The following is a 26,621-nucleotide window of genomic DNA, read 5'->3' as shown; positions in this document are numbered from 1 at the left end:
GCCATAACCGCATCATCGGAAACACCAACCGGGAGACGCACCATGTTGAAGAAACTCACGCTCGCAGCCACGGCGATGGTCCTGACCGCTTCCGGTCTGGCCGCCACGCCTGCCGCCGCCCAGCGCTACGATGGCGGCCAAGGCTATGCTTACGATCAGGCCTATCGCGACGGCTACAATCGCGATGACGGATATCGCGGTTACCGCGACGATCGGCGCGGCTATCGCGACGACGGCTATTATCAGGACCGCCGCTACTACAGCCGCGCCCGCAACCGCTGCAATAACGACCGCGGCACCATTATCGGCGCGATTGCGGGCGGTTTGCTCGGCAATGTGATCGCAGGCGGCGGCGACCGCACGCTGGGCACCGTCCTGGGTGCAGGCGGTGGTGCCCTGGCCGGTCGTGCGATCCAGAAGGACGGTCAGCCGGGCTATTGCCGCTAACGCGACCGCGACTCCTTTCAGAGTTACCCCCGCGTTGCGTAACAGGGGGCGGAGGCCGGCTTCCCTAGAGGCCGGCCTCCTTTATGTCCGGGCGCGATGCGCCCGGCGATCAATACATATGTTGCCCGCCATTGATGCTGAGCGTGGAGCCGGTGACGAACCCGCCCTCGTCCGAACACAGGAAGGCAACGCCGCGCGCGATCTCGCTCGCCTGACCCAACCGACCGACCGGAATCTTGGCAACAATCTTCTCCAGCACATCCGCCGGGACCGCCGCGACCATGTCGGTATCGATATAGCCGGGCGCGATCGCGTTGACCGTTACGCCGGCCCGCGCGCCCTCTTGCGCCAGCGCCTTGGTGAAACCGTGAATGCCCGATTTGGCGGCGGCATAGTTGACCTGGCCATATTGGCCGGCCTGGCCGTTGATCGACCCGATATTGACGATCCGCCCCCATTTGCGGTCGCGCATCCCGGGAAACACCGCCTTGGCCATGTTGAAGCAACCGCCCAGATTGGTGTCGATCACCTCTTTCCATGCCTGGTAGCTGAGCTTCATGATCGTGCCGTCGCGCGTGATGCCGGCATTGTTGACCAGCACATCGACCGGCCCCAGCGCCTCGACCACTTTCGCAGTGCCTTCCTGGCAGGCGTCGTAATCGGCGACGTCCCATTTGAACGCGGCAATCCCCGTGCGCTCGGTAAATTCGCGCGCGCGCTCGTCATTACCGGCATAGGTCGCTGCGACCGTCATGCCATGATCCTTCAGAGCGAGGCTGATTGCCTCCCCAATCCCGCGAGTGCCGCCGGTTACGATCGCGACGCGTGCCATCAAACTCTCCTCCCAGGATCTATCGCCCAACCCACGCTAGGCGGATGGCGTCCACCCTTCAAGTTGACGCGCAAGTAAAACCCGCAGCATTCCGATGCCGATCTCTCCGGCATTGAGGCAGGGGATATAGGCGAAATGGGTGCCGCCATTTTCCTCGAAGCTCTCGCGTCCCCGAATCGCCAGTTCCTCCAGCGTTTCAAGGCAGTCGGCCGAAAAGCCGGGGGCGAAGATCGCGACCTTGGTAATGCCCTTGGCCGGCAGCGCATCGAGCGTCGCGTCGGTCGCCGGTTCGAGCCACTTGGCGCGCCCGAAGCGCGATTGGAAGGTGACCGTCATCGGCCGTCCCAGCCGCTCGCCGAGCAACCGCGCGGTCTTCTGGCAATGGCAGTGATAGGGATCGCCCAGTTCGAGCGTGCGCTGCGGCATGCCGTGGAAGCTGGCGACGATCGCCTGCGGCTCGAAATCGAGCGCGGCCAGCCCCGCCGTCAGCGATTGCGCCAGCGCCTCGATATAAGCGGGGTCGTCATAATAAGGCGGCAAGGTGCGCAAGGCCGGTTGCCAGCGCATCTTGGCCAAAGCGGCAAAGGCCTTGTCATTGGCGGTCGCAGTCGTCGCCCCGCAATATTGCGGATAGAGCGGCGCGACCAGGATCCGTTCGCAGCCAGCACCCTTCATCGCCTGCAGGCGATCCGGGATGGAGGGAGTGCCATAGCGCATCGCCCAATCGACCAGCACGTCCGCGCCGAACGCCCCTTGCAGCGCCGCACTCTGCGCCTTGGTGATCGCGGCCAAAGGCGAGCCATCGGTGCTCCACACCTGGGCATAAGCCTCGGCTGATTTTTGCGGACGGGTATTGAGGATGATGCCGCGCAGGATCGGCTGCCAGATCAGCGGCGGAATCTCCACGACGCGCCGATCCGAGAGAAATTCGGCGAGATAGCGTTTGACCGACTTGGTATCAGGCCCGTCCGGCGTGCCGAGATTGGTGAGCAGAACGCCGATCTTCGGCTTGGGCACGACCGGATGTCCGGCGGGGAGAATCGGTGGCATCAAACGGTTCCCGGAGTGAGCGGCAGGCGGCGCAAGCGATAGCCCGTAGCGGCTTGCAGGGCATTGGCAATTGCGGGCGCAACCGGGGGCACGGCGAGTTCGCTCACCCCGCCCGGCTCCGCCTCGCTCGAAATCAGCTCGACCGTAATGTCGGGCGTGTCGGCCAAGCGTGGCAGGCCGAGATCGCCAAAGCCGCGCGCTTCGGCCAGATTGGCCTTGAACCCGGTCGCACTGCCGGTCGCCGCCGCCATGCCGAATAGCAGCCCGCCTTCGATTTGCTGGCGGACGATGTCGGGGTTGATCTGCCGCCCGCAATCGACCGCCGCGACGATGCGATCGACGCTGACCGCCTGGCCCTCGCCGACATGCGCCTCGACCAGCACCGCGATATGGCTGCCGCGAAAGCTGTGACAAGCAATGCCCTGCCCGCTTCCCGCAATGCCGCCTTCCCAACCGCCAAGCGACGCGGCGGTCGACAAGCACCGCGCCAGCCGCGCATCCCCGCCCAGCATGCCGATGCGGAAGGACAGCGGCTCGGTCCCCGCAACATGCGCCAGTTCATCCAGAAAACACTCGGTAAAAAACGTCGTGTAGCTATGCGCGCCGGAGCGCCAATGTCCGGTTGGCACACCGATATCGGCCGGGTGATGGTCGATCGCATAGGCCGGAATACGGTAAAACGGTGTGGCCCCGGCCACCGCATAGCCATCGCCGAACGGCGCAACCGCTTGCGCTGCGCGGAACCCCGCATCGTGCGCCAGTAAGCGCGCCGCCAGTTCCTGCCCGGTGGCAGGAGCGGCGATCTTGGCGAGCCAACCGAGAATCTGCCCATTGCCGCCGAGCCGCGCCGCCATCCGTGCCATTGCGGGGGGGCGATAGCGATCGTGCAGCAAATCCTCCGACCGGCTCCACACCAGTTGCACCGGGCGTTTGAGGCTGTGCGCCAGCACCGCCGCCTGCGCCGCGCACTGCGTTTCCAGATTCGCGCCGAACGATCCGCCGATCAGCATCGGATGCACCAGCACCGCATCCTCGCCAACGCCAATTGCCGCCGCCGCTGCGCTGCGCGCCAACCCCGGTGCCTGGGTCGGCAACCACAGTTCCAGCCGCCCGTCCCGATACTGCGCGGTCGCCGTCATCGTCTCGATCGCGGCGTGCGCGGCAAGGCCGACATGATAATCGGCGGTCACCACGCGCGCGCCCTTGAACACCGCCGACAGATCACCCTGCCGCGCGATGCGTGCGCCGGGCCCGTCGAGCGCGGCCTTCAGCGCCGCGTTGATGCTGGCGCTACTGACCGCGGGGCTCTTCGTCTCGAACCGGGGGGCAAGCGCATCGAGCGCCTTGTTCGCCGCCCACCAGTTATTGGCGATCGCCGCGACCCAGCGATCGTTGGTGACGACCTGCAGGACGCCGCGAACGCGCTCTGCCGCCGTGCGATCGACCCGCATCAACGTGCTGTCGCCCACCGGACCCTGGCGGATGCTGGCATAGACCATGTCGGGCAAGCGCACGTCGCCTGCGAAATTGGCCGAACCGTCGATCTTGGACGGGCCATCGAGCCGGGGCAGCGACTGGCCCGACAGGCGGTCGCCACCATCCCCGCGCAGCGGCAACGGATCGGGCAGCGTGCCGCCCACCGCTTCGGTCGCCAGCTCGGCGAAGCGCAGCCGGTTGTTGCCGTGGACGACGAAACCTTCGGCGGTGGTGCACGCCTGCCACTCGACCTTCCAGCGCCTGGCCGCAGCCTTACACAACAGCACGCGTGCCGCCGCCCCCGCCGCGCGCAAGGGGTCCTCAAACGCGCGGACCGACGTCGACCCGGCAGTCAGCATCAGCCCCATCCGCCCGGCATGGGCCTCGCGCCACGTCTTGATCAGCCCGTCGCCCGGCTGCTCGAACAGTTCGCGCGCGCCAAGCGCATTGGCGTAGAGCGGGTTGAATGGGGCCGCCTCGACCGCGACGGTCCGCCAGTCCGCGCCGAGTTCATCGGCGATGATTTGCGGCAGCGTGGTGTAGACGCCCTGGCCATGCTCGGCCTGCGGCACGGCGACGGTAACATGGCCGTCGTCGCCGATCTTGAGCCACGCGCCGAACACGCTCTCGCCCTTGTCGGCGGTGAGATTGCCGGAATAGCGCCGTGGCCACAGCCCCCAGGCGACCACCAGCCCGATCCCCGCGCCACCACCGATCAGCAGCGTGCGACGATCGATCTTCGGGGGTGCGGGGGAAGCCATTGCCTTGCTCTATCGCGCCAAGCGCCGCACCGCCAGTTCGGTGTGGCTAGGCCGTCACAGCCTCCGCCGCCGCCAGTGCGCGATATTTGGTGCGGATCGATACCTTGTCGATCTTCTCGGTGCCCAGGCGCGGCAAGGCGCTGTCGACGATCCAGATGCGCTGCGGCACCTTGAACGCGGCAACATGCGCGAACAGGAATTCGCACAGCGCCTCGGTCGTCAGCGTCTCGCCCTCGCGTGGCAGCACCACCGCGCCCGGCACTTCGCCAAAGCGCTCGTCGGGAAGGCCGAACACCGCCGCCTCGGCCACCGCCGGATGTTCGTAAATCGCGGCCTCGACTTCCTGACACGAGATATTCTCGCCACCGCGGATGATAATGTCCTTCTTGCGATCGACGATGAACAGATAGCCGTCCTCGTCGAGATAGCCGATATCGCCGGTCAGAAAGTAACGATCGGCGGTGAAGGCGGCGGCGGTGGCGTCGGGCCGCCCGTAATATTCGGTGAAGTTGCAGATCGAGCGAATGCCGACCTCGCCGCGCTCGCCCTGCGCGACCGGCTTGCCCGCGCCATCAAGGATCGCGAGATCGACCAACGGTGCCGAAGCGCGCCCGGTTGAATTGGGCTTGGCAAGGTAATTGTCCCGGAAATTCCCGCAGCCCACGCCGTTGGTTTCGGTCAAGCCGTAGCCGAGCAGCGGCTTGGGGCCGCCCATTTCGTCGGCGATGCGCCGGACATGCTCGACCGGACGCGGTGCCCCGCCTGCGGCGAAATCGGTAACCGACGACAGATCATAGTCGCCACGCTTCGGGTGAGTCAGGATTTCGAAGCTCATCAGCGGCACGCCGACGAAATAACTGACCTTCTCGGCCTGAATCAGCCGCATCGCCTCTTCGGCATCCCATTTCGGCATCAACACGAGTTTGCGCCCCATGGCAAAGCTTTGCAGGAACACCGGCACTTCGGCGGTGACGTGGAAGAGCGGCACGTTGAGCAAGGTTGCGGGCTGGCCGACCGGCGGATTGCCATCGGCAGTCGTAATGCCGAGCATGACCAGCGCTTGCGCGAGATAGTTGAACACGCCCTGCGTCACCGCACGGTGATTGCTGATCGCGCCCTTCGATTGGCCGGTCGAGCCCGAGGTAAACAGGATCGTGGCGGGGTCTTCGGGCGCGATAGTCGGCAGGGCGACGTCGGTCGGCCCGGCCAGCGCCGCAAGCGCGCTGCCAAGCGGCTGCACATCATCGATCGTCACCACCGCGACATCGAGCCCGTCAATCTCGGCCAGCCGCTTCGCGCGCGGGGGATCGGCAAAGACCAGGCGGCACTCGACCTCGGCCACCGCGGTCGCCAGTTCCTCGGACTGCCACCAGCCGTTCAGCAGCGTCGCGACACCGCCCGCCATCACGATGCCCATGTACAGCGCGATCCACGACGGCGAATTGCGCATCGCGATGCCGATTCGGTCGCCGGGAGTAACTTGGTGTTGCGCAATCAGGCCCTTTGCGACGCCCTGCGCGACCGCATAAACCTCCGCAAAGGTCAGCCGCTCGGGCCCCGCCACCAGGAAAGGCAGGTCGGCGTGAGTCGCGCAATAATGCGCGAAATAGGGCGGCAAGGTCTGCGGTACGCCAGTGATAAACGGCAGATCGACGCCACCTGCCGCTACGGATCCCAGCCCGAACGGTGCCCCGGGCCCGGTCAGCCCCGCCAGGGCGGCATCCATTCGCAGGTCCAGTTTGCTCGGCATCTCGCTCTCCACTTGGTCTTATCGCCTTCCGCCATTATGGAGGCGCAAATCCTCGGGGAAAAGCCTTGATCCTGACTGCCGCCCTGCCCGTGCTCGCCAATGCCGCCTCGGCCGCGCAGGGCCACCTCCATTTCGCCGATCTCCACCTCAATCCGGTGGCGATCGACCTGCGTTTCTTCCAGATCAAATGGTATTCGATCGCCTATATCACCGGCATTCTGGTCGGCTGGTGGTATTTGCTGAAGCTGCTGCGCCAGCCGGGCGCGCCGATGGCACGCCGCCATGCCGACGATCTGGTGTTCTACGCCACGCTCGGCATCATCCTTGGCGGGCGGCTGGGCTATGCGCTGTTCTACGCGCCGCAATTGCTGACCAAATGGGGCCTGTTCAAGCTGTGGGATGGTGGCATGTCCTTCCACGGCGGGATGATCGGCACCTCGATCGGCATCATCCTGTTTGCGCGCTCGCAAAAGCTCGATTGGCTCCGCGTCCACGATTATCTCGCCTGCGCGGTGCCGTTCGGTCTGTTCTTTGGGCGGATCGCCAATTTCGTGAACGGCGAATTGTGGGGCAAGCCGTCCGACGTGCCGTGGGCAATCGTGTTCAACGACACCGTACAAAGCGGCATGATCGAACCCGCGCGCCACCCGAGCCAATTGTACGAAGCCGGGCTGGAGGGCGTCGCCTTGTTCGCGGTGCTGTGGTTCGCCTTCTGGAAGACCAAGGCGCGCTATGAGCCGGGCAAATTGGTCGGGCTGTTCCTGCTTGGCTATGGTCTCGCACGCTTCACCGTCGAGTTCTTCCGCGAGCCCGATGCGCAATTCAACGATTGGTGGGGCGGCTTCTTCGCGCACACAATCCATATGGGACAGGTGCTGACGCTGCCGATGATTATCGGTGGGCTTTATCTGATCGTCACCGCTAAGGGCCGCCGCCACCGCGTCGTACCGATCGCGGGCGACGCGAGCGTGGCATGAAAAAATCCCCCTCCCGCTTGCGGGAGGGGTTAGGGGAGGGAATGGCCGCAGTGTCCCCAGAACCTATAGCAGCCCCTCCCCCAGCCCAGTTCGGGGTCGGATGTGCCCCCGGCACATCCTCGACAGCGCGGGGCGCTGTCGACCCCGAACTCGCAAGCGGGAGGGGAGACGAAACGACCGCCCCGCTGGCCGACCGCCTCGCCCGTGCGATCACGCTGGCCGGGCCGATTTCGCTCGCGCAGTTCATGGCGGCGGCCAACCAGCATTATTATGCGACGCGCGATCCGCTGGGCAGCGGCGGCGATTTCACCACCGCGCCCGAGATCAGCCAGATGTTCGGCGAACTGATCGGCCTGTGGGGTGCCGATTTGTGGGACCGCGCCGGGCGACCGCCAGCGGCGTGGGTCGAACTCGGCCCCGGTCGGGGGACGCTCTCGACCGATGCGCTGCGCGCGGCCGCGAAGGCCGGTTTTGCGCCGCCGGTGCATCTGGTCGAAACCAGCCCGGTGCTGCGCGCCGCGCAAGCCGAGCGCTTGCCGCACGCGACCTGGCACGACGCGATCGACACATTGCCCGCCGATCGCCCGCTGATTGTCGTCGCCAACGAATTCTTCGACGCGCTGCCGATCCGGCAACTCGTCAAGGGTGCGGACGGCTGGTTCGAGCGGCTGGTCGCCTGTCAGGACACGCTGTTCCTGCCGATTGCGGGCAAACAAGTCCCTGATGCAGTCATTCCCGAGGCGTTGCGCGACACCGCAGCCGGCTCGGTGATCGAGACGTCTCCCGCCAGCGTGGCGATCCTGCGCGGCCTCGCCCAGCGTATCGTCGCACAAGGCGGGGCGCTGCTGGTAATCGATTATGGCTATCACGGCCCGGCAATCGGCGACACGCTGCAAGCGGTGCGCGGCCATGCTTACGCCAACCCTTTTGATATGCCCGGCGAGCAGGACCTTACCGCGCATGTCGATTTCGGCACGCTCGCCGCTGCGGCGACGGTCGAAGGCGCACAGGTCGCGGGCCCGGTCGGGCAAGGCGTGTTCCTCGGCGCGCTCGGCATCGCCGCTCGCGCGGCAGCGCTCGCCAGCGCCGCGCCCGACCGCGCCGAGGGTATCGCCGCCGATCACCAGCGCCTGACCCAGGCAATGGGCACCTTATTCCAGGTTCTGGCGGTTTCCTCCCCGGACTGGCCACTTCCTGCGGGGTTCGCATGATTCAATACCGTGACGCACGCACGATCGATGGCCCCGCGCTCGCCGTGATGGCGCGCCAATCGTTCACCGAGACCTTCGGGATGCTGTATCCGGCGTCCGACCTGAGCGCCTTTCTCGACGAGGCGTTCGGCCCCAATGGCTTGCCCGCCCAACTCTCCGATCCCGATTTCGCGATCCGGCTGGCGCTGGACGAGGGGCAGATCATCGGTTTCGTCAAAATGGGGCCCGTCACCTTCCCCGGCGAATGGCGTCCCGATGCGATCGAGCTCTACCAATTCTATGTGCTCAGCGGATGGCATGGGCAGGGCGTGGCACAGGAACTGATGGCGTGGTCGCTCGAGCATGCGCGCAGCCACGGCGCGCGCGAGGTGATCCTGAGCGTCTATGTCGACAACCACAGGGCGCATCGTTTCTATGAAAAATACGGTTTCCGCGACATCGGGCGGATCGCGTTCCGCGTCGGCGCGACGGTCGATGACGACAATCTGATGCGGCTGGTGCTGTGAGCGCGCCCGCAATGGTCGAGGTGATCCGCGCGCCGATGCTGGCGGGAATCCCGCATGGCTTTCTCGGGCGGGTCGGCGGCGTATCGACGGGTATCCATGCCGGGCTGAACGTCGGCATCGGCTCGGATGACGAAGCTGCCGCCGTCGCCGAAAATCGCGCGCGGGCAATCGCGGCGGTGCGCCCTGGCGCGCGGCTGCTATCACCCTATCAAGTGCATTCGTCCGATTGCGTCACCGTGACCACGCCCTTTGAGGACGATGCGCGCCCGCATGCCGATGCGCTGGTGACCGATCGCCCCGGCCTCGCGCTCGGCATCGTCACCGCCGATTGCGCGCCGGTGTTGCTGGCGGATGTGCAGGCCGGGGTCATCGGAGCGGCGCACGCGGGATGGAAAGGGGCGCTCGGCGGCGTCACCGATGCCACCATTCAGGCGATGGAAGCGCTCGGCGCACAGCGCGACCGCATCGCCGCCGCGATCGGCCCGTGCATCGCGCGCGCCAGTTACGAAGTGGACGAAGCCTTTGCGCGCCGCTTCGAGGCCAACGACCCGGCCAATGAACGCTTCTTCGCCGAAGGCCGCGCGGGCCATTTCCAGTTCGACCTGGAAGCCTATGTCGCGCACCGCCTCGCCACCGCCGGGGTGACGCGGGTCGCGATGCTCGGGCTCGACACTTATGCCGATGAAGCGCGCTTCTTCAGCTTCCGCCGCGCGACGCATCGCGGTGAGCCTGGCTATGGGCGTCAGATTTCGATCATCGGCCTCTGACGCCTCGCCAAGCGGGCGACCAAAAGCCCTTTACCGGGTCTTCACTTCGTCGGGATTGGTCAATTGCGCGACGATCCAGCCATTGCCGTCAGGGTCCTGCAGCATGGTGAAGCGTCCCCATGGCTGTTCGTCGACCGGTGACACCGTCGCCCCTGCCGCCGCCAGCCGGGCATGTTCGGCGTCGATATCGTCCACCGCCAACATCAGCCCCTGCACCGATCCGGGCGGCATCGCGTCGAACCACGTCACCAGCGCAACCGTCGCGCCACCATCCTTGGGCTGCAACTGAACCCAGCGCATGTCGGGCCCCATCGCCTCGTCGCGCAACACCACCAGCCCAAGTGTTTCCACATAAAAGCGCCGCGCCCGTGCCACATCGGTCACGGGCACCGAAACGATTGCGATCGGCATATCCTGTCCCCCCAAGGATCTGCCGCGAAATAGTATCATTCGAGACTATCTCGCGGTAAGGCTTCCTATCATTTTTCGACGCAGGATGCACCCTCATGGCGAAGCCGACCGACCAGACCGACCCCCAGACCGAAGCCGATCTGACCGGCGTCGCGCCGCGCACCAAGCCCAAGCCCTCGATCGAGAAGATCGGCGATCGCAAGCTGAAGGCCTCCACGCTGATGATGGGCCACGGCTATGATCCGATGCTGTCGGAAGGCTCGCTCAAACCGCCGATCTTCGCCACCTCGACCTATGTTTTCCCCAATGCAGCCGCAGGCAAGCGCCATTTCGAGGGTGTTACCGGCAAGCGCCCCGGCGGCTCCGAAGGGCTGGTCTATTCGCGGTTCAACGGCCCGAATCAGGAAATCCTCGAGGATCGCCTGGGCGTGTGGGAAGAGGCCGAGGACGCATTGGTGTTCTCCAGCGGCATGTCGGCGATCGCGACGCTGTTCCTGTCGATGGTCAAACCCGGCGATACCATCGTCCATTCGGGCCCGCTTTATGCCGCGACCGAGACGCTGATCGCGCGCATTCTCGGTCGCTTCGGCGTGCATTGGCTCGATTTCCCGGCGGGCGCGACGCGGGAAGAGATCGATGCGGTGATGAGCAAGGCGGCGACCGGCAATGTCGCTTTGATCTATCTCGAAAGCCCCGCCAACCCGACCAACGCGCTGGTCGATATTCAGGCAGTGGCGGCGAGCCGCGACGCGATCTTCAAGGGCGCGAAGCCGCCGATCGCAATCGACAATACCTTCCTCGGCCCACTCTGGCTCAAACCGCTTGAGCATGGCGCGGACATCGTCGTCTATTCGCTGACCAAATATGCCGGCGGGCATAGCGATCTGGTCGCGGGCGGTGTGCTCGGGTCCAAGGAGCATATCAACACCATCCGGCTGATGCGCAACACGATCGGCACGATCTGTGACCCCAACACCGCCTGGATGCTGATGCGCAGCCTCGAAACGCTGGAATTGCGGATGAGCCGTGCGGGCGAGAATGCGGTCAAGGTGTGTGGCTTCCTGCGCAGCCACCCCAAGGTCGAGCGAGTCGGCTATCTTGGCTTCCTAGCCGATACGCCGGGGATGGAGCGCCAGGCGGATATCTATGCGCGCCATTGCACCGGCGCGGGATCGACTTTTTCGTTGATCCTGAAGGGTGGCGAGAAAGAAGCCTTTGCTTTCCTCGACGCGCTGAAAATCGCCAAACTGGCGGTGTCGCTGGGCGGCACCGAAACGCTCGCCTCGCACCCGGCGGCGATGACGCATCTATCGGTGCCCGATGCGCGCAAGCAGGCGCTCGGCATCACCGACAATCTCGTGCGCATCTCGATCGGGGTCGAGGATGCGGATGATCTGATTGCCGATTTCGACCAGGCCCTCGCGGCGATCTGACAAGCGTGGCCCGGGTGGCGCAAAGTGTCGCCCGGGCTGACCATCATGCCGCGACCGGTGCTGGCTCCAGCAGCAACGGCAGCGACGATTCGATCCAGTCCGCCAGCGCGGCGACTCGGTCCGCCGCCTCACGCCCCAACGGGGTCAGCGTATAGTCGACGCGCGGCGGCACCTCGGCATAGCTCCGCCGATCGACCAGGCGACATCCTTCCAATTGCTGCAACGTCTGCGCCAGCATCCGCTCGCTCACGCCGCTGACCTTGCGACGCAGCGCACTGAAGCGCAGCGTGCCTGATCGCAACGAGAGCAGGGTCAGCACCCCCCATTTGCTGGTGACATGGTTGAGGATGAGACGGGACGGGCAATCCGGGCTCAGCACATCGCCGCGTTCCAAAGCGTCCGAAAGCGGGGTGGCGCTCCACTCTACCATTTCATCACTTACCTTTTTGTGCGTACTTATTTTTCATAAGCTACACGCCTAGATGGTGCGTCTCAATGGTTTTGGGAGTGCTATCATGATTGCTGTTACCGGAGCGTCGGGCCAACTCGGCCGCCTTGTTATCGCTGGCCTGCTCGAGAAAGTTGCCCCCGAGACGATCGTCGCGCTGGTGCGTGACCCTGCCAAGCTGGCCGATTTGGCCGCACAGGGGGTGGTTGTCCGAGCGTTTGACTATAATCACGCCGAAACCCTTGTCGGCGCGCTCGCCGGGGTCGATCGCCTGCTGCTGATCTCGTCGAGCGAGATCGGCCAGCGCGTGGCGCAGCATCAGGCCGTGATCGCCGCCGCCAAGGCCGCCGGGGTCGGCTTCATCGCCTATACCAGCCTCCTCCATGCCGACACCAACCCGCTCAACCTCGCGATCGAACATCGTGCGACCGAACTGGCCCTGGCCGACAGCGGCGTGCCGCACGCGCTGCTCCGCAATGGCTGGTACACTGAAAACTATGCGCAAAGCGCCCCGATGGCGGTCGCGCATGGGGCGGTGTTGGGGAGCGCCGGCGCGGGCCGCATTTCGGGGGCGGCGCGCGCCGATTACGCGGCGGCGGCCGTGGCCGTGCTGACCGCACTGGAAGCCAAGCCCGCGACCTATGAACTGGCGGGCGACGATGCCTTTACGCTGGCCGATCTGGCGGGGGCGCTGAGCGATCTTTCGGGCAAGGCCGTGGTCTATCAGGACCTTCCCGAAGCCGACTATCGCGTTGCGCTGGAGGGGGTCGGCCTGCCCGCACCGATTGCGGCGATGCTGGCCGAAAGCGACACCAAGGCGGCCAACGGCGCGCTGTTCGACGATCGCCATGCGTTGAGCGCCTTGATCGGCCGACCGACCACGCCGTGGCGCGCGACGCTGGAAAGTGCGCTTAAAGGGTGAAGCGGGGGCCGTGGGCGGTGGTTCGGCGCTTGCCCACGGCCAGCAACGCCGCAATGGTGTCGCCATGACCGAGCCCGACTTCATCGCAGGCCTGCCCAAGGCCGAACTCCACCTCCATATCGAGGGCAGCCTTGAGCCCGAACTGATGTTCGCGCTCGCGCAGCGCAACCAGGTCAGCATTCCTTTCGCCAGCGTCGAGGATGTCCGCGCCGCCTATAACTTCTCGCGGCTACAGGATTTTCTGGACATTTATTATGCCGGGGCGGACGTGCTGCGGACAGCGCAGGATTTCCACGATCTCGCCGCTGCCTATTTCGACCGCGCCGCGGCGGACGGGGTGGTCCACGCCGAAATCATGTTCGATCCGCAGACGCACACCGCGCGCGGTATTGCCTTCGACACGGTCATCACCGGGCTGCTCTCCGCCATTGCCGACGCGGAGGCGAAGCACGGCATGACGGTGCTGCTGATCATGAGTTTTCTGCGCCACCTCGACGAAGCCGATGCCTTTGCCACGTTGGAGGCCGCCGAGCCCTGGTTCGACCGGATTGCGGCGGTCGGGCTCGACTCGTCCGAACTCGGCCACCCGCCGGAGAAGTTCGCGCGCGTCTTCGCCGCGGCCCGGGCGAAGGGCTTGAAGCTGGTCGCGCATGCCGGGGAGGAGGGGCCGCCCGACTATGTGCTGCAGGCGCTGGACGTGATCGGCGTCGACCGGCTCGACCATGGCAATCGCAGTCTGGAGGACCCGCTGCTCGTCACGCGGCTCGCGCGCATGGGCATGACGCTGACGGTGTGTCCGCTCTCCAACCTCAAGCTGTGCGTGGTGGACGATATGGCCGCACACCCGATCGACCGGATGCTGCGCGCGGGGCTGCGCGCGACGGTCAATTCGGACGACCCGGCCTATTTCGGTGGCTATGTCGCCGACAATTACCGCGCTGTGGCGGCGGCGCGCGGGCTGGGCCGCGCCGATCTCGTCACGCTGGCGCGCAACAGTTTCCTGGGCTCGTTCCTGCCCGATGCCGCCGTGGCGGAGCATCTGGCGCGGCTGGATGCCTATGTGGAGGCGGCGGCATGACGATCTACACCCCGATCCCGCAGGACCGCTTCGTCGCCGATATCCGCCTGTTGGCGGCGCGGTTGAGCGAAGATGCGGCATGGTCGCCGACCTTCCTGATCGGTATCGGGCGCGGCGGGCTGGTCCCGGCGGTGTTTCTCAGCCACGCGAGTGGCCTGCCGATGCTATCCGTCGATTTCTCGGCGCAAGTCGAGGATTTTGCGCTCGACCCGATCGCGCGGCTGGCGGCACGCACGCGGGGCGGCGAACGTTTCCTGTTTCTCGACGACATCAACGACACCGGCCGCACGATCGCGCGCTTGCGGGCGATGCTGGCGGCGGCGGGCGCGGTGCCGGGCAGCGTGCGCTTCGCGACGCTGCTCGACAATATCCGCTCGGGCGAGCGCGTCGATTACCACGCGCGCGAAATCGACCGCGCGGTGACCAAGGACTGGTTCATCTTCCCGTGGGAAGCGGTTGCGCCCGAGCTCGCGATCCAGGCCGATGCCGCCGCCGTGCCGGATCGGACGGCTTAACCGTCGCCGACGCGCTCGATATCGGCCCCGACCGCGCTCAGCTTTTCCTCGAGCCGCTCATAACCGCGATCGAGGTGATAGACGCGGCTGACCTGCGTCTCGCCCTCGGCAACGAGCCCGGCGATGATCAGGCTCATCGAGGCGCGCAGATCGGTCGCCATCACCGGCGCGCCGACCAATTTGGGCACGCCGCGCACCACGGCGGTGCGGCCCTGCACGAGGATGTCCGCGCCCATCCGCGCCAGTTCGGGCACGTGCATGTAACGGTTCTCGAAGATCGTCTCGGTCAGTACGCTAGCACCGTCGGCCAGGCACAGCATCGCCATGAACTGCGCCTGCATATCGGTCGCGAAGCCGGGAAACGGCGCGGTCGATAGCGTCAGCGGCTTGATGCCGTTGGTCGCGGAAACCAGCAGATTGTCGCCGCGCTCCTCCAGCGTCACCCCGGCCGCGATCAAGGCGGCGGTGGTGGCACGCATATCGTCCATCTTCACGCCGACCAATTCGACCGATCCGCCCGTGATGGCGGCGGCACAGGCATAGCTGCCCGCCTCGATCCGGTCGGGCATCACGCGATAGGTCGCGCCGTGGAGCCGGTCGACGCCTTCGATTTCCAGCGTCTCGGTGCCGATGCCGGAGATCTTGGCCCCCATTGCGACGAGCAGATTGCACAGATCGACGATTTCGGGCTCGCGCGCGGCATTCTCGATCCGGCTGCCGCCCTTGGCCAGCACCGCCGCCATCACGACATTTTCGGTCGCCCCGACCGACACGATCGGGAAGGTGTATTTGCCACCCGACAGACGCCCGCCCGGCGCTACAGCCTTCACATAGCCTGCCGCCATCTCAAGCTGAGCGCCGATCGCCTCCAGCGCCTTCAGATGCAGATCGATCGGGCGATTGCCGATCGCGCAGCCGCCGGGCAGCGACACCGTCGCTTCGCCCGCGCGCCCGATCAGCGGGCCGAGCACCAGGATCGAAGCGCGCATTTTCCGCACGATGTCATACGGGGCTTCGGTCGCGGTGAGCTTACCGGCGCGGATCGTCATCACGCGACCGAAATCCTCGGGCCGCGCGCCCTCGATTCGAGTCGAGCAGCCAAGCTGGTTGAGCAAATGCCCGAAGCTGTCGACATCGGCGAGTCGCGGCAGATTGCGCAGCGTCACCGGCTCCTCGGTCAGCAAGGCGCACGGCATCAGCGTGAGCGCGGCGTTCTTTGCACCGGAAATGGGAAGACGGCCCGACAGGCGATTGCCGCCGCGAATGAGAATACGATCCATGGATCTCGTTTATCGCCTCGCACCGCCCGCGCAAGCACGATAGGCGAATTGCGACGAGGCGCGCAGAAACGTCCGGCTAAATCAGGCCTTTTCCAACATGCATTGCAGCGGATGCTGGTTCTGCCGCGCGAAATCGATGACCTGGCTGACCTTGGTCTCGGCGACTTCGTAGCTGAAGATGCCGCACACCCCGACGCCCTTCTGGTGGACATGGAGCATCACCCGGGTCGCCGCCTCCATATCCATGCGGAAGAAGCGCTGCAGCACGAGCACGACGAACTCCATCGGGGTGTAATCGTCATTGAGCAGCAGCACGCGATAAGGCGTCGGCTGCTTGGTCTTGGCGCGGGTGCGCGTTGCGACGCCCAGGCCAGTGCCGTCGTCCGGCCCGTCCCCGGTTCCGTCATCACGGCGTTCCGCCATCGAGATTGCGCTACGGTCGATCATCTGTTGCCTAAAATATGGCATTGCCGGGGGTGAGGGCAAGGGGGCAAACAAAAAGGGCGGCCCCAGCCGGGACCGCCCTCTCCTGTCCGATGCGGACGAAGATCGGCTTATGCGCTGATCTTGATCTTCTCGGCGGCAAGCGCGACGCGGTTCGAGATCGGCTGCGCGACCTCACCGGCGAGCTTCACCAGCGACTCGGTGTTCTTCGAGGTTTCGGCGACGATCGAGTCGAACGCGCTGCGGACATAATCGCTCTGCAGCTTGAAGAAGTCCGACGGGGTCTTGACGCTCGACAGGCTCTTCAGCGCGGCGGTCGCGCCTTCGAAATGCTTGCGGCTATATTCGGCAGCGTCCTGGCCAAACGTTTCGATGCCCTTGGCGGCGATCTTCGACGATTCGACGATCGCCTCGACATTGCCCTTCGAGAATTCGTTGAATTCCTCGACCAGCTTGGTGCCCTTTTCAACGGCGGTCTTGGTGCGATCGTTGACATCGGCGAACAGGGCCTTGGCCTGTTCCTGGACCTTGTCGGTAGCGGCTTTGATGGTGTTTTCCATGGTGAAGATTTCCTTCTGCGTAACGGTCGGCGCGGCGGCGGCGACGGGTTTGGGGGCTTCGACGGTAAGAACCGGGTCAGGGATACGAACAGGCTCGGGCGCGGACACCGCTGGAGCGGGCACTTGGGGTGCTGCTGCAATCGGTGCCGGTGCGACCTCGTCGACGGCAGGGGCCACGACGACCGGTTCGGGCACTTCCGGGACCGGGGCCGGAAGCACTGCAGGAACCGGTGGGGTTTTCACCGCAGCGGCGGCGGTCCGTGTCTTGGGAGCAGCGGGTTTTGCGGGAGCGACGCCAGCCTCGGCCACGGCCGATGGTCCGGCCACCTTCGCGGCCGGTTTTGGGGCTTTCGGTGCCGCGTCTGACTTTGGACCCTTGCTTGCCATGATCGGATCTCTCCTACACCAATGCTGCACTGCAATATAGCAGCACTGGTGCCAAATGCAAGCGAAATGTTGCACTGCAACATAAGTGAAACTCCGTAGTTTCGGCCCTCCCCTTCGATCTTTAACGCTGCTTTACGTAACGTCCGGGCGCGTCCTCGAGTGCCTTGAGCGAACCCTTGCCCGGTTGGCGCGCGCCCTTGGCGGGGACCATCGCCGCATCCTGATCGCGCAGCCAAGCGACCCAGTCGGGCCACCAGCTCCCCTTGGTCTCCTGTGCCCCGACGACAAACGCCTCGAGCGTCTCGACCGGCTCGGGATTGAGCCAATATTGATATTTGTTCGCGCTCGGCGGATTGACCACGCCGGCAATATGCCCGGATCCCGCCAGCACGAACCGGCGCTCGCCAGAGAACAGCCGCATCAGCGCCCACACGCTTTCGGCCGGTGCGATATGGTCCTCGCGCCCGGCCTGGATGTAGCTCGGCGTCTTCACCAGCCCGAGATCGATCGGCGTGCCCAGCGCGCTGAGCGCCCCGGCCTTGCTCAGCAGATTGTCGCGATACAGGTCGGTCAGATAGCGCATGTGCCACTGCGCGGGCAGGTTGGTGGTGTCGCCATTCCAGTGGAGCAGGTCGAACGGGGCATAATCCTTGCCCAGCAGATAATTGTTGGTGACATAGTTCCAGATCAGGTCGCGCCCGCGCAACTGGTTGAACACCGCCGCCATGTAGCGCCCATCGAGAAAGCCATCCGGGGTGAGCGTCTTGAGCAACTCAAGCTGATCGTCGGCGACGAAATACAGCAATTCCCCGGCTTTCTCGAAATCGACCTGGGCCGTAAAAAAGGTCGCGCTCTTGACCGTGTCGCCTTCCCCTCGCGCCGCCAGCACCGCGAGCGTCGCGGCGAGCGTCGTGCCCGCCACGCAATAGCCGATGGTGTGGACCGCAGGCACCTTCAGCACGCGCCGCACCGTGTCGATCGCATCGATTTGGGCGGCGATATAATCGTCCCAAACCACGTCCTTCATGCTGGCATCGGCCGATCGCCAGGAAACCATGAAGACGGTGATGCCCTGTTCGACCGCCCAGCGAATGAAGCTTTTCTCCGCGGTCAGGTCGAGAATGTAGAAACGGTTGATCCATGGTGGGAAGATCACCAGCGGCACCGCCAGCACGTTGGGGGTGGTCGGCGCATATTGGATCAGTTCGTACAGATCGGTGCGATGGATCACCTTGCCCGGCGTGGTCGCCAGGTTGCGGCCGAGTTCGAACGCGGTCTGGTCGGTGTGCGTCACCTGCCCCTTGGCGAGATCGGCCAACATGTTCTGCAGGCCCTTGAGCAGATTTTCGCCACCGGTCTCGATCGTCTTTTCAAGCACTTCCGGGTTGGTCGCGGGGAAGTTGGACGGGCTGATCGCATCCAGAAAACCGCGCGTAGCAAAGCGCATCTGTTCGCGCTGCTTGTCATCAACGCCCTGGAGCGCGTCGACCTGGGCGAGAAGCTGGTCGGAAAAGAGGAAATAGCTCTGGCGGATCCAGTCGAACAGCGGATCGGCACGCCAGCGCGGATCCTTGAAGCGCTTGTCACGGGTGCGCTCGACCGATTCTTCCGCAGCGGGCACGGCCTCGCCGGGGGCGAGCATCCGCTGCCACAGAGAGACGCTGTCAGCCCAAAAATCGCGCACGCGGCCCATCGTGGCGGGATCGGTCAGCCCCGGGATCGGCGGCAACGCCGATTCCGCCGCGCCGAGTGTCGACAGGCCCTGTTCCAGCAACATCTGCTGCGCGCGACCGAGGACCCAGGTCCAATGCTGCAGCTCGGCGAGGCTGGGCATGGCGGCAGCGCTAGCATTCGTGGATTCGGCCATGACATCCTCTTCTGGTGCGGGCGAGCATACCCCGATCTCGCCCTTGCGCGAAAGCGCGGATCACCACGCGTGCGGCGAAACCCGCGCGCTTCGTTATATTGGTGTGCGGCGGGGTGACGGCGCGACACATAATGGCGTAAGGAAGGACTCCCTCCAGCCGGAATCCCTGCAATGTCCGACGAATTCTATCGCATCAAGCGCCTGCCGCCCTATGTCATCGCCGAAGTGAACGCGATGCGAGCGGAAGCGCGGGCGACCGGCGAGGACATCATCGATCTCGGCATGGGCAACCCCGATCTTCCGCCGCCACCGCATGTCATCGAGAAATTGATCGAAGTGGTGCGCAAGCCCGACGCGCATGGCTATTCGCAGTCCAAGGGCATTCCGGGGCTGCGCCGCGCGCAGGCCAATTATTACGGCCGCCGCTTCGGCGTCGATGTCGACCCAGAGACCGAAGTCGTGGTGACGATGGGGTCAAAGGAAGGGCTCGCCAGCCTCGCCACCGCGATCACCGCGCCGGGCGACGTCGTGCTCGCGCCCAACCCGTCTTACCCGATCCACACCTTCGGCTTCATCATCGCCGGCGCGACGATCCGCGCAGTGCCGACGACGCCCGACGACGCCTATTTCGAGTCGCTGGAACGCGCGATGGCCTTCACCGTCCCGCGCCCCTCGATCCTGGTGGTCAACTATCCCTCCAACCCCACCGCCGAAGCGGTCGACCTGGCTTTTTACGAGCGGCTTGTCGCCTGGGCGAAGGAGAATAAGGTCTGGATCATCTCCGACCTCGCTTATTCGGAGCTCTATTTCGACGGCAAGCCGACGCCATCGATCCTGCAGGTGCCGGGCGCGAAGGACATCGCAATCGAGTTCACCTCGCTCAGCAAAACCTATTCGATGGCGGGCTGGCGGATCGGCTTCGCGGTCGGCAACAAGACGTTGATCGCGGCGATGAGCCGGGTGAAATCCTATCTCGATTATGGCGCGTTCACGCCGATCCAGGCGGCGGCGTGCGCGGCGCTCAACGGCCCGCAGGACATCGTCGAGACCAATCGCCAACTCTACCACAAGCGCCGCGACGTGCTGGTCGAGAGTTTCGGCCGCGCCGGGTGGGACATTCCCGCCCCGCCCGCATCGATGTTCGCCTGGGCCCCGCTACCGCCCGCGCTCGCGCACCTAGGCAGCCTTGAGTTCTCCAAACAATTACTGACTCACGCCAAGGTCGCGGTTGCGCCAGGGGTGGGATACGGTGAAAACGGGGAAGGCTTTGTGCGCATCGCGATGGTCGAAAACGAACAAAGGCTCCGCCAGGCGGCGCGCAACGTGAAGAAATATCTGGTGTCGATGGGGGTTAATATTCCCAGCGCAAAGGCCGGCTGACCGCCGCCCCGGATGATCATCACCCCGCTGTATTCGCTGGCCGGCGTACTCGTCGGGCTGCTCGTCGGGCTGACCGGGGTCGGCGGGGGATCGTTGATGACGCCGCTGCTGGTGCTCGCCTTCGGTTTTCATCCGGCGACCGCCGTCGGCACCGACCTGCTCTATGCGTCCGCCACCAAGAGCGTGGGGACGACGGTGCATGGCTGGCGCGGGACGGTCGACTGGCACGTGGTGGCGCGACTCGCCGCCGGCAGCGTGCCCGCGACGATTCTGACGATCATCGTGCTGCATTACGCATCGGAAAAGCAGGATACCGGCCATGCGATCTCGGCGGCGCTGGGCGTCACGCTGGTGCTGTCGGCGGTGGCGACGATCTTCCGGGCGCGCATCGTGGGCTCGCTGACGCGCCTGTTCGGCACGATCGGGACTGCGCGGCTTAAATGGCTGACGGTGCTGCTCGGTGCGGTGCTGGGGGTGCTGGTGTCGGTTACCTCGGTCGGCGCGGGGGCACTTGGCATGACCGCATTGCTGATCCTCTATCCGACCTTGCCGATCAACCGGCTGGTCGGGTCCGATATTGCCCATGCGGTGCCGCTGACGCTGCTCGGGGGCTTTGGCCACTGGCTGCTCGGGTCGGTCGATGGGACGTTGCTGTTTTCGCTGCTGCTCGGGTCTATTCCTGGAATCATCGTTGGCAGTTTGGTCGCATCCCGCATATCCGACCGCGTCTTGCGCCCGATTCTCGCAGCGGTGCTTGCCATCGTCGGTTTAAGGCTCTTGTTTTGATGACGCGTCCCGGTTTCGCTTTTTCGACTCGTTTCAAGGTCCGCTACGCCGAAATTGACGGGCAGAAGGTGGTCTTCAACTCGCGCTATCTCGAATATGCCGATGTTGCGGTGAGCGAATTCTGGGAATGGACCGGTATCGGTGCCGCGCTCGGCGACGCGTGGACGCACACCGAATTCCATGTCCGCCGCACCGAGATCGACTATCTGAAGCCCTTCGTGTGGGGCGATACGATCGAGGCGTTCGTCCGCATCGCGCGGGTCGGCGGGTCGAGCCTGACGCAGCGCTTCGAGCTATGTCATGCGGAGACGGGCGCGTTGCACACCGTGATCGACATGGTGATCGTCAACGTCCACTTGCCCACCGGCAAGCCGCTTCCGATCAGTGATGACATCCGCGCCTATCTGGACACGCTGCCGACGGCGTAAGCCTGCGCTACTTTTGAAAGCCGACCGTCAAATCGAAGCGGATCCGCACCCACGCGCCGATCATCGGCTTGCCGCCGATCCGCGGCGGGCGAACCCGGAACTGCCATGCCGCCAGCCGCAGCGCGCGCGCCAGCCCGCCGCCCGGCGGCGATTCATCAAGCGACCGACAATTCTCGACGCGATAATCCGGCGCGGTCTTGCACGCGATCAGCGCCCAGCCCGACCCCGATTTGGCGTAATCCTGGAGATAAGGCTTCAACTCGGCATCGCGCGGCTCGCGATACCATTCGGCATTGTAGAGCGCAGCACCCCCCGGCCCCTGGCCCGGGCCATAGGCGGCCACGCTGTCCTTGCCGCTGCCCGAATCGTCGCCCTCACCCTGATGCGCCGGGATCTTGCCAATGTCCGAGGCGGCGAATTCCTCGGAGCTCAACTGGATCAGCTTTGAGGGCACCGGACTTTTCACAGGTGGCGGCGCGACCGGTGGCGGCGGTGCGGCCGAGGCAGTGGTCGTCTGCTTCTGCTTGTGCGCGACCTGGGTCTTTTGCGCCTGTTTGGAAACCACCGGCCCGATCGGCTTCACGTCAAACGTGACGAGCGGCTTCTGCTTCTCGGTCTTATGGAAGATGCCCGTGCCCAGCTGCAGGAGCAGCAACGCGACCAGCGCCTCGACGACCAGTGCAAGCGCGATGCCGCGGAATCGACCTTTGCCTGACTCGGATCGATAGGACATGGCAGACATCGTGCCGCGCCTAGAGTGCGCCGTGCCGCACTGCAACCAGTTCGGCGTAACCTGAACGCTTTGTCATCCGGCGTCGGCGGGCGCGGTGGTCCATCCCAAAGCGGGGATCGTCATCGATCGCTTGCCCGACAGATCGGTCCGCGTCACCAGCAGATTGCGGCCCTCGATATAGCCGATCACGCGCCGCGCCCGGCCGAGCGAACTGGTGCCATAGGTTTGCGCCACCGCCTCATCGCTCGGACATGGGAGCCCCTCGCGCGCGGCCTTCGCCACCAACAGGAAGCAGCCGAGCATTTCGTCCGGCAGATCGCGCGCCAGCGCCAGCGCCTCGCCCCAATCACCGTCGAGCCCCTCGAAAATTCCCGCGCGCCCGGCCGCCAGCCGCCGCGAAAAGCCGGACGGATCAAGCGGCGCAGGATGCACCCCGACCATACGGCAGCGTACCTGAAAATCCTGGTACAACACTGCCGCCGGGCGCGCGGTCGAATCCGCGTCCGCGACGATCGCGCGCAGCACGTCGGTGACGATCTGGGCAAGCTCCTCGGGGTCGCGTTGCGGCAGCATCTGAACGGGATCGGGCGCGACGACGGTTTCGATCTGCGCGAACACAGATTCGGCCGGGACCGCGCGTGGCGGCGGCGGGGCGGGCCGCACCGGCTCCTCCATTTCCGCAAACAGGAATTGCCGCATATCGCCCGCCTGCGCATCGGGCAGCGGGATCAGCGCAGGACCACCACCCCGCGAGCCGGTTTCGACCGTGCCGATGCGAATCGCCACGGGTCGGCGCGATACCGCCGGCCCCAGCGCGAGGAAGGTACCGCGCGCAAGATCCCGGATCTGCTCGGCCTGCCGCCGCTCCATCCCCAGCAAATCGGCCGCGCGCGCCATGTCGATGTCGAGGAAGGTGCGCCCCATCAGGAAGTTGGAGGCTTCGGCGGCGACGTTCTTGGCGAGTTTGGCGAGGCGCTGCGTCGCGATGATCCCGGCGAGCCCGCGCTTGCGGCCACGACACATCAAATTGGTCATCGCGCCAAGCGAGGCGCGGCGGACTTCCTCGGTCACTTCCGCCCCCATTGAGGGCGCGAACACCTGCGCTTCGTCGACCACCACCAGCGCCGGAAACCAATGGTCGCGCGGCGCATCGAACAAGGCCGACAGAAAGGCGGCGGCACAGCGCATCTGCCCTTCCATCTCGAGACCTTCGAGATCGAGCACCACCGACGTGCGATGTTCGCGGATGCGCGCGGCAAAGCGGGCGATCTCCGCCACCGAATACTCCGCAGCCGCAATGGCGACATGGCCATAGCGTTCGCCGAGCGTAACGAAATCGCCCTCGGGATCGATGATGATCTGCTGCACCTGCCCTGCACTGCGTTCGAGCAAGCGGCGCAGCAGATGCGATTTTCCCGAGCCCGAATTGCCTTGCACGAGCAGCCGCGTCGCCAGCAATTCTTCGAGATCGATCGGGACGGGCGCGCCGCCCGCGTCGAGGCCCATGTCGACTTGAAACGTCATCGCGGCCACATGGCCGATGCGGGGGGGCATGGGCAAGCACCATCGCGACACCGGCTTGCCGTAGCGCACCACTCCGCCATAGAAGTGGCATAGAAAGGACGTGCATGAAGGAAATTCGCAGCTCGCGTCGTCAACATAATGTTCCCACCATCACCGATGTCGCGGCCCATGCCGGGGTCTCGCCGATGACGGTGTCGCGGGTGGTGAATGGCAAGGGCAGTGTTCGCCCCGCGACCCGCGCCAGCGTCGAATCCGCGATCGCGGCGCTGGGCTATGCGCCGAACGCCGCAGCGCGGGCGCTGGCGGGCGGCGAGGAGATCCGCATTTGCCTGCTGCATACCAATCCCTCGCTGACCTATTTCAGCGACTTCCTGGTCGGCGGGCTCGATCAGGCCAGCCGCAGCAACGTCCAGCTCGTGATCGAGAAATGCGAAGAGGATGGCCATGAGGCGGCGACGATCGAACGCCTGTTACAGGGGCGGATCGACGGCATCGCCCTGCCTCCGCCGCTGAGCGATTCGCCCGTGGTGCTGGCCGCCCTCGAAGGCCACGGCATCCCGGTGGTCGCGGTGGCAACCGGACGCGCGCCCGATTGGGCCTTGTCCGTCAGCATTGATGACCGTCGCGCCGCCTATGACATGACGCGGCATCTGGGGGCACTGGGGCACACGCGGATCGGCTTCATTACCGGCGACCCGAAACAAACCGCCAGTGGCGAGCGGCTGGCCGGGTATCGCGCGGCCCTTGCCGATATGGGGCTGGCGTTTTTGCCCGAACGTGTCGGTGCCGGGCTGTTTACCTATCGTTCCGGGCTGGAGGCGGCGGAACGGCTGCTTGGCCTGCACGAGCCGCCAACCGCCATCTTTGCCTCGAACGACGATATGGCCGCGGCCGCCGTGGCAATCGCCCACCGCAAAGGGCTCGACGTACCGGGCGACCTGACCGTGTGCGGGTTCGACGACACCGTGCTGGCGACGACGATCTGGCCCGAACTCACCACCATCCGCCAGCCGGTGACCGAAATGTCGCGCACCGCGATCGAGCTGCTGGTGCGCGAAATCCGCATGCGCAATGCCAATGACAGCAGCGTCGATCATCCGCACGTGCTGGCGGACTATGCGTTGATCCGGCGCCAATCGGATGCGCCGCCAAAATAAAAAAGAAGGGCGCTGACCGAAATCAGCGCCCTCGCCTTTCCTGCTATCCGAGGGCTCTTATCCCTCCATCGCTTCCAGTTCGCGGCCGCGCGTTTCCTTGACCATCGCCTGGACGAAGAAGAACGAGATGCCTGCGAACACGGCATAGCCCGTATAGGTGACCGCCAAGCCGGGCGACACCGCCAGCGCCGGGAAGCTGACCGAGATCGCCGCATTGGCGATCCACTGTGCAAAGCCCGACACCGCCAGCCCCGACCCGCGGATCTGGTTCGGGAACATTTCGCCCAGCATGACCCACATGATCGGGCCCCAGCTGAAGTTGAAGAAGACGACGTACAGATTGGCCGCGACCAGCGCGATCACGCCGTTATTACCGGGCAGCGACACTCCGCCATCAGGCGCGGTCACGGCGGTCGAGAAGGCATAGGCCACCGTCGCCAGCGTTACCGCCATGCCGGCCGAGCCGATCAGCAGCAGCGGCTTGCGCCCGATCTTGTCAACGAACGCGATCGTGAAGACACACGCGCCAATCGACAGCACGCCCGACAGGATGTTGGTCTGCAAGGCATAATCCTCGGAGAAGCCGACCGCTTCCCACAAGGTTGCGCCATAATAGAAGACGACATTGATGCCGACGAGCTGCTGGAACACCGCGAGCCCGATGCCCGCCCACAGAATCGGGCGGATCTTGCCGGTGGTCTTGTCGATCAGGTCGGACAGGCGCGGCTTGTGATGGTCGGCGGCCAGGCTCGCGGCGATCTCGGCGACCTTGCGATCGGCCTCGTCGGACCCGAACAATTTGGTCAGCACCGCGCGCGCGCGCTCGGTATGGCCCTTTACGACGAGATAGCGCGGGCTTTCCGGGATCGTGAGAAGCGCCAGGAAATAGATCGCCGCCGGCAGCGCCTGCAGCCAGAACATCCAGCGCCATGCCGGAAAGCCGAGCCAGAATTGCGCGGTCGAGCCGCCAGCATAGCGGGCCAGCGCGAAGTTTGCGACGAACGCGCCGGTCAGACCGGTGATGATCATCACTTGCTGCACACTCGACAAGCGCCCGCGGATCGACGCCGGGGTGACTTCGGAGATGTACACCGGCGAAATCACGCTGGCGGCACCGACGCCAAGGCCGCCGATGATGCGCGCGACGATGAACAGGATCGAGCTGCTGGCACCGCCCGCGAGCAGCGCGCTGATCAGGAACAGCACGGCCGCCCCCATCATCACCGTGCGGCGGCCATAGGCATCCGACAAGCGCCCCGCGCCGAACGCACCGATCGAGGAGCCGACCAGGATCGCGCCCACATTGATGCCGATGCCGAGCTTGCCCAGCTCGAACGCGGCCTCCAGCCCCTTTTGGGTGCCGTTGATAACGCCCGAATCATAGCCGAACATGAAACCGCCGATCGTCGCCACCACGACGATCGAAGCGATAAAACCTATATTGACCCGTTGCATGTCGGGTTGCGCCAGCGTTGCCATGATCCGTCTTCC

At 65.3% G+C, this 26,621-nt stretch carries 27 protein-coding genes; 13 read left to right on the top strand and 14 right to left on the bottom strand.

Going from position 1 to position 26,621, the window contains the following annotated elements; all coding sequences use genetic code 11:
- Positions 1-12: 12 nt before the first annotated feature.
- Complete coding sequence (locus tag ACP7BY_RS08245) at positions 13-336, bottom strand: hypothetical protein (RefSeq protein WP_405053006.1); 324 nt, start codon at positions 334-336, stop codon at positions 13-15.
- On the opposite strand from ACP7BY_RS08245, the gene ACP7BY_RS08240 reads away from it, so the two are divergent.
- Positions 301-447, top strand: coding sequence for a glycine zipper 2TM domain-containing protein (locus ACP7BY_RS08240; RefSeq protein ID WP_405053005.1), 147 nt, complete (start codon positions 301-303; stop codon positions 445-447). The genes ACP7BY_RS08245 and ACP7BY_RS08240 overlap by 36 nt on opposite strands.
- 109 nt (positions 448-556) lie before the next feature.
- On the opposite strand, the gene phbB is transcribed toward ACP7BY_RS08240, so the two are convergent.
- The 4 genes from phbB to ACP7BY_RS08220 are packed head-to-tail and all read right to left on the bottom strand — an operon-like array spanning position 557 to position 6,316.
- Positions 557-1,279 carry an acetoacetyl-CoA reductase gene (phbB, locus tag ACP7BY_RS08235; RefSeq protein WP_033966513.1) on the bottom strand — a complete coding sequence of 241 codons (723 nt, stop codon included), beginning with the start codon at positions 1,277-1,279 and terminating at the stop codon, positions 557-559.
- A gap of 36 nt (positions 1,280-1,315) precedes the next feature.
- Entirely contained in the window at positions 1,316-2,329 is a 1,014-nt protein-coding gene (gene hemH / locus ACP7BY_RS08230; RefSeq protein ID WP_137902751.1) for a ferrochelatase, read from the bottom strand.
- On the bottom strand, positions 2,329-4,566 hold the full coding sequence (locus tag ACP7BY_RS08225; RefSeq protein ID WP_137902750.1) for a xanthine dehydrogenase family protein molybdopterin-binding subunit: 2,238 nt from the start codon (positions 4,564-4,566) through the stop codon (positions 2,329-2,331). Before ACP7BY_RS08225 ends, hemH begins: the two co-directional genes overlap by 1 nt.
- A gap of 46 nt (positions 4,567-4,612) precedes the next feature.
- Positions 4,613-6,316: a class I adenylate-forming enzyme family protein gene (locus tag ACP7BY_RS08220; protein ID WP_171010511.1), complete on the bottom strand. Its 1,704-nt coding sequence runs from the start codon at positions 6,314-6,316 to the stop codon at positions 4,613-4,615.
- A gap of 65 nt (positions 6,317-6,381) precedes the next feature.
- Here ACP7BY_RS08220 and lgt point away from each other — a divergent pair, with 65 nt between their 5' ends.
- The 4 genes from lgt (at position 6,382) to pgeF (ending at position 9,777) form a co-directional block, all read left to right on the top strand.
- Positions 6,382-7,293, top strand: a complete 912-nt coding sequence (gene lgt, locus ACP7BY_RS08215) for a prolipoprotein diacylglyceryl transferase (RefSeq protein ID WP_033966512.1) — start codon at positions 6,382-6,384, stop codon at positions 7,291-7,293.
- 245 nt (positions 7,294-7,538) lie between these two features.
- A complete protein-coding gene (locus ACP7BY_RS08210) occupies positions 7,539-8,504 on the top strand; it encodes a class I SAM-dependent methyltransferase (protein ID WP_249340842.1) in 966 nt (321 codons plus the stop codon).
- Complete coding sequence (locus ACP7BY_RS08205; protein WP_033965319.1) at positions 8,501-9,010, top strand: GNAT family N-acetyltransferase; 510 nt, start codon at positions 8,501-8,503, stop codon at positions 9,008-9,010. The genes ACP7BY_RS08210 and ACP7BY_RS08205 overlap by 4 nt, the downstream gene beginning before the upstream one ends.
- 11 nt (positions 9,011-9,021) lie before the next feature.
- Positions 9,022-9,777 carry a peptidoglycan editing factor PgeF gene (gene pgeF / locus ACP7BY_RS08200; RefSeq protein ID WP_137902764.1) on the top strand — a complete coding sequence of 252 codons (756 nt, stop codon included), beginning with the start codon at positions 9,022-9,024 and terminating at the stop codon, positions 9,775-9,777.
- Between the two features lie 30 nt (positions 9,778-9,807).
- Here pgeF and ACP7BY_RS08195 read toward each other — a convergent pair whose 3' ends face one another.
- A complete protein-coding gene (locus tag ACP7BY_RS08195; protein ID WP_033965316.1) occupies positions 9,808-10,188 on the bottom strand; it encodes a VOC family protein in 381 nt (126 codons plus the stop codon).
- Between the two features lie 95 nt (positions 10,189-10,283).
- Between ACP7BY_RS08195 and ACP7BY_RS08190 the strand changes: the two genes are divergently transcribed.
- Positions 10,284-11,621: a cystathionine gamma-synthase family protein gene (locus ACP7BY_RS08190; RefSeq protein WP_033965314.1), complete on the top strand. Its 1,338-nt coding sequence runs from the start codon at positions 10,284-10,286 to the stop codon at positions 11,619-11,621.
- Between the two features lie 43 nt (positions 11,622-11,664).
- Here ACP7BY_RS08190 and ACP7BY_RS08185 read toward each other — a convergent pair whose 3' ends face one another.
- A complete protein-coding gene (locus ACP7BY_RS08185; RefSeq protein WP_033965313.1) occupies positions 11,665-12,051 on the bottom strand; it encodes a winged helix-turn-helix transcriptional regulator in 387 nt (128 codons plus the stop codon).
- 85 nt (positions 12,052-12,136) lie between these two features.
- Between ACP7BY_RS08185 and ACP7BY_RS08180 the strand changes: the two genes are divergently transcribed.
- The 3 genes from ACP7BY_RS08180 to ACP7BY_RS08170 all read left to right on the top strand — a co-directional run bounded on the left by ACP7BY_RS08180 (position 12,137) and on the right by ACP7BY_RS08170 (position 14,584).
- Positions 12,137-12,991, top strand: coding sequence for an NAD(P)H-binding protein (locus ACP7BY_RS08180; protein WP_033965326.1), 855 nt, complete (start codon positions 12,137-12,139; stop codon positions 12,989-12,991).
- A 64-nt stretch (positions 12,992-13,055) separates the two neighbouring features.
- Positions 13,056-14,069, top strand: coding sequence for an adenosine deaminase (locus ACP7BY_RS08175; RefSeq protein WP_033965312.1), 1,014 nt, complete (start codon positions 13,056-13,058; stop codon positions 14,067-14,069).
- Positions 14,066-14,584: a phosphoribosyltransferase gene (locus ACP7BY_RS08170; protein WP_033965308.1), complete on the top strand. Its 519-nt coding sequence runs from the start codon at positions 14,066-14,068 to the stop codon at positions 14,582-14,584. The genes ACP7BY_RS08175 and ACP7BY_RS08170 overlap by 4 nt, the downstream gene beginning before the upstream one ends.
- Here the strand turns inward: ACP7BY_RS08170 and murA are convergent.
- From murA to ACP7BY_RS08150, 4 genes are all read right to left on the bottom strand, one after another.
- Positions 14,581-15,864, bottom strand: a complete 1,284-nt coding sequence (murA, locus tag ACP7BY_RS08165; protein ID WP_033965306.1) for a UDP-N-acetylglucosamine 1-carboxyvinyltransferase — start codon at positions 15,862-15,864, stop codon at positions 14,581-14,583. The two genes, ACP7BY_RS08170 and murA, sit on opposite strands and share 4 nt — an antisense overlap.
- A gap of 81 nt (positions 15,865-15,945) precedes the next feature.
- The gene (clpS, locus tag ACP7BY_RS08160; protein ID WP_029622891.1) at positions 15,946-16,287 is read right to left on the bottom strand and encodes an ATP-dependent Clp protease adapter ClpS; all 342 of its coding nucleotides are present in this window, start codon (positions 16,285-16,287) and stop codon (positions 15,946-15,948) included.
- Positions 16,288-16,418: 131 nt separating this feature from the next.
- The gene (locus ACP7BY_RS08155) at positions 16,419-17,255 is read right to left on the bottom strand and encodes a phasin family protein (protein ID WP_033965304.1); all 837 of its coding nucleotides are present in this window, start codon (positions 17,253-17,255) and stop codon (positions 16,419-16,421) included.
- 121 nt (positions 17,256-17,376) lie between these two features.
- Entirely contained in the window at positions 17,377-19,122 is a 1,746-nt protein-coding gene (locus tag ACP7BY_RS08150; RefSeq protein ID WP_033965303.1) for a PHA/PHB synthase family protein, read from the bottom strand.
- Between the two features lie 171 nt (positions 19,123-19,293).
- Here ACP7BY_RS08150 and ACP7BY_RS08145 point away from each other — a divergent pair, with 171 nt between their 5' ends.
- The 3 genes from ACP7BY_RS08145 to ACP7BY_RS08135 are packed head-to-tail and all read left to right on the top strand — an operon-like array spanning position 19,294 to position 21,716.
- Positions 19,294-20,502 carry an LL-diaminopimelate aminotransferase gene (locus tag ACP7BY_RS08145; RefSeq protein ID WP_033965302.1) on the top strand — a complete coding sequence of 403 codons (1,209 nt, stop codon included), beginning with the start codon at positions 19,294-19,296 and terminating at the stop codon, positions 20,500-20,502.
- A gap of 12 nt (positions 20,503-20,514) precedes the next feature.
- Entirely contained in the window at positions 20,515-21,288 is a 774-nt protein-coding gene (locus ACP7BY_RS08140) for a sulfite exporter TauE/SafE family protein (protein WP_033965300.1), read from the top strand.
- Positions 21,288-21,716, top strand: a complete 429-nt coding sequence (locus ACP7BY_RS08135) for an acyl-CoA thioesterase (RefSeq protein ID WP_033965298.1) — start codon at positions 21,288-21,290, stop codon at positions 21,714-21,716. Before ACP7BY_RS08140 ends, ACP7BY_RS08135 begins: the two co-directional genes overlap by 1 nt.
- Positions 21,717-21,723: 7 nt before the next feature.
- On the opposite strand, the gene ACP7BY_RS08130 is transcribed toward ACP7BY_RS08135, so the two are convergent.
- Entirely contained in the window at positions 21,724-22,449 is a 726-nt protein-coding gene (locus ACP7BY_RS08130; protein WP_231565144.1) for a hypothetical protein, read from the bottom strand.
- 72 nt (positions 22,450-22,521) lie between these two features.
- On the bottom strand, positions 22,522-23,973 hold the full coding sequence (locus tag ACP7BY_RS08125) for an ATP-binding protein (protein ID WP_033965325.1): 1,452 nt from the start codon (positions 23,971-23,973) through the stop codon (positions 22,522-22,524).
- A gap of 104 nt (positions 23,974-24,077) precedes the next feature.
- Between ACP7BY_RS08125 and ACP7BY_RS08120 the strand changes: the two genes are divergently transcribed.
- Positions 24,078-25,130 carry a LacI family DNA-binding transcriptional regulator gene (locus tag ACP7BY_RS08120; protein WP_033965296.1) on the top strand — a complete coding sequence of 351 codons (1,053 nt, stop codon included), beginning with the start codon at positions 24,078-24,080 and terminating at the stop codon, positions 25,128-25,130.
- A 57-nt stretch (positions 25,131-25,187) separates the two neighbouring features.
- On the opposite strand, the gene ACP7BY_RS08115 is transcribed toward ACP7BY_RS08120, so the two are convergent.
- A complete protein-coding gene (locus tag ACP7BY_RS08115; RefSeq protein WP_405053002.1) occupies positions 25,188-26,609 on the bottom strand; it encodes a sugar porter family MFS transporter in 1,422 nt (473 codons plus the stop codon).
- Between the last annotated feature and the right edge of the window lie 12 nt (positions 26,610-26,621).

This window comes from Sphingomonas sp. PSPC2-2, assembly GCF_049897725.1.
GTDB lineage: Bacteria > Pseudomonadota > Alphaproteobacteria > Sphingomonadales > Sphingomonadaceae > Sphingomonas.
This window is presented reverse-complemented; position numbering and strand designations above follow the sequence as displayed.

What these genes read in the sequence shown, in the direction of transcription:
- phbB (WP_033966513.1), bottom strand. Translation starts at nt 1,279, where the DNA reads ATGGCACGCGTCGCGATCGTAACCGGCGGCACTCGCGGGATTGGGGAG.
- hemH (WP_137902751.1), bottom strand. Translation starts at nt 2,329, where the DNA reads ATGCCACCGATTCTCCCCGCCGGACATCCGGTCGTGCCCAAGCCGAAG.
- ACP7BY_RS08225 (WP_137902750.1), bottom strand. Translation starts at nt 4,566, where the DNA reads ATGGCTTCCCCCGCACCCCCGAAGATCGATCGTCGCACGCTGCTGATC.
- ACP7BY_RS08220 (WP_171010511.1), bottom strand. Translation starts at nt 6,316, where the DNA reads ATGCCGAGCAAACTGGACCTGCGAATGGATGCCGCCCTGGCGGGGCTG.
- ACP7BY_RS08210 (WP_249340842.1), top strand. Translation starts at nt 7,539, where the DNA reads ATGGCGGCGGCCAACCAGCATTATTATGCGACGCGCGATCCGCTGGGC.
- ACP7BY_RS08205 (WP_033965319.1), top strand. Translation starts at nt 8,501, where the DNA reads ATGATTCAATACCGTGACGCACGCACGATCGATGGCCCCGCGCTCGCC.
- pgeF (WP_137902764.1), top strand. Translation starts at nt 9,022, where the DNA reads ATGGTCGAGGTGATCCGCGCGCCGATGCTGGCGGGAATCCCGCATGGC.
- ACP7BY_RS08195 (WP_033965316.1), bottom strand. Translation starts at nt 10,188, where the DNA reads ATGCCGATCGCAATCGTTTCGGTGCCCGTGACCGATGTGGCACGGGCG.
- ACP7BY_RS08190 (WP_033965314.1), top strand. Translation starts at nt 10,284, where the DNA reads ATGGCGAAGCCGACCGACCAGACCGACCCCCAGACCGAAGCCGATCTG.
- ACP7BY_RS08185 (WP_033965313.1), bottom strand. Translation starts at nt 12,051, where the DNA reads ATGGTAGAGTGGAGCGCCACCCCGCTTTCGGACGCTTTGGAACGCGGC.
- ACP7BY_RS08180 (WP_033965326.1), top strand. Translation starts at nt 12,137, where the DNA reads ATGATTGCTGTTACCGGAGCGTCGGGCCAACTCGGCCGCCTTGTTATC.
- ACP7BY_RS08175 (WP_033965312.1), top strand. Translation starts at nt 13,056, where the DNA reads ATGACCGAGCCCGACTTCATCGCAGGCCTGCCCAAGGCCGAACTCCAC.
- ACP7BY_RS08170 (WP_033965308.1), top strand. Translation starts at nt 14,066, where the DNA reads ATGACGATCTACACCCCGATCCCGCAGGACCGCTTCGTCGCCGATATC.
- murA (WP_033965306.1), bottom strand. Translation starts at nt 15,864, where the DNA reads ATGGATCGTATTCTCATTCGCGGCGGCAATCGCCTGTCGGGCCGTCTT.
- clpS (WP_029622891.1), bottom strand. Translation starts at nt 16,287, where the DNA reads ATGGCGGAACGCCGTGATGACGGAACCGGGGACGGGCCGGACGACGGC.
- ACP7BY_RS08155 (WP_033965304.1), bottom strand. Translation starts at nt 17,255, where the DNA reads ATGGCAAGCAAGGGTCCAAAGTCAGACGCGGCACCGAAAGCCCCAAAA.
- ACP7BY_RS08150 (WP_033965303.1), bottom strand. Translation starts at nt 19,122, where the DNA reads ATGGCCGAATCCACGAATGCTAGCGCTGCCGCCATGCCCAGCCTCGCC.
- ACP7BY_RS08145 (WP_033965302.1), top strand. Translation starts at nt 19,294, where the DNA reads ATGTCCGACGAATTCTATCGCATCAAGCGCCTGCCGCCCTATGTCATC.
- ACP7BY_RS08140 (WP_033965300.1), top strand. Translation starts at nt 20,515, where the DNA reads ATGATCATCACCCCGCTGTATTCGCTGGCCGGCGTACTCGTCGGGCTG.
- ACP7BY_RS08135 (WP_033965298.1), top strand. Translation starts at nt 21,288, where the DNA reads ATGACGCGTCCCGGTTTCGCTTTTTCGACTCGTTTCAAGGTCCGCTAC.
- ACP7BY_RS08130 (WP_231565144.1), bottom strand. Translation starts at nt 22,449, where the DNA reads ATGTCCTATCGATCCGAGTCAGGCAAAGGTCGATTCCGCGGCATCGCG.
- ACP7BY_RS08125 (WP_033965325.1), bottom strand. Translation starts at nt 23,973, where the DNA reads ATGACGTTTCAAGTCGACATGGGCCTCGACGCGGGCGGCGCGCCCGTC.
- ACP7BY_RS08120 (WP_033965296.1), top strand. Translation starts at nt 24,078, where the DNA reads ATGAAGGAAATTCGCAGCTCGCGTCGTCAACATAATGTTCCCACCATC.
- ACP7BY_RS08115 (WP_405053002.1), bottom strand. Translation starts at nt 26,609, where the DNA reads ATGGCAACGCTGGCGCAACCCGACATGCAACGGGTCAATATAGGTTTT.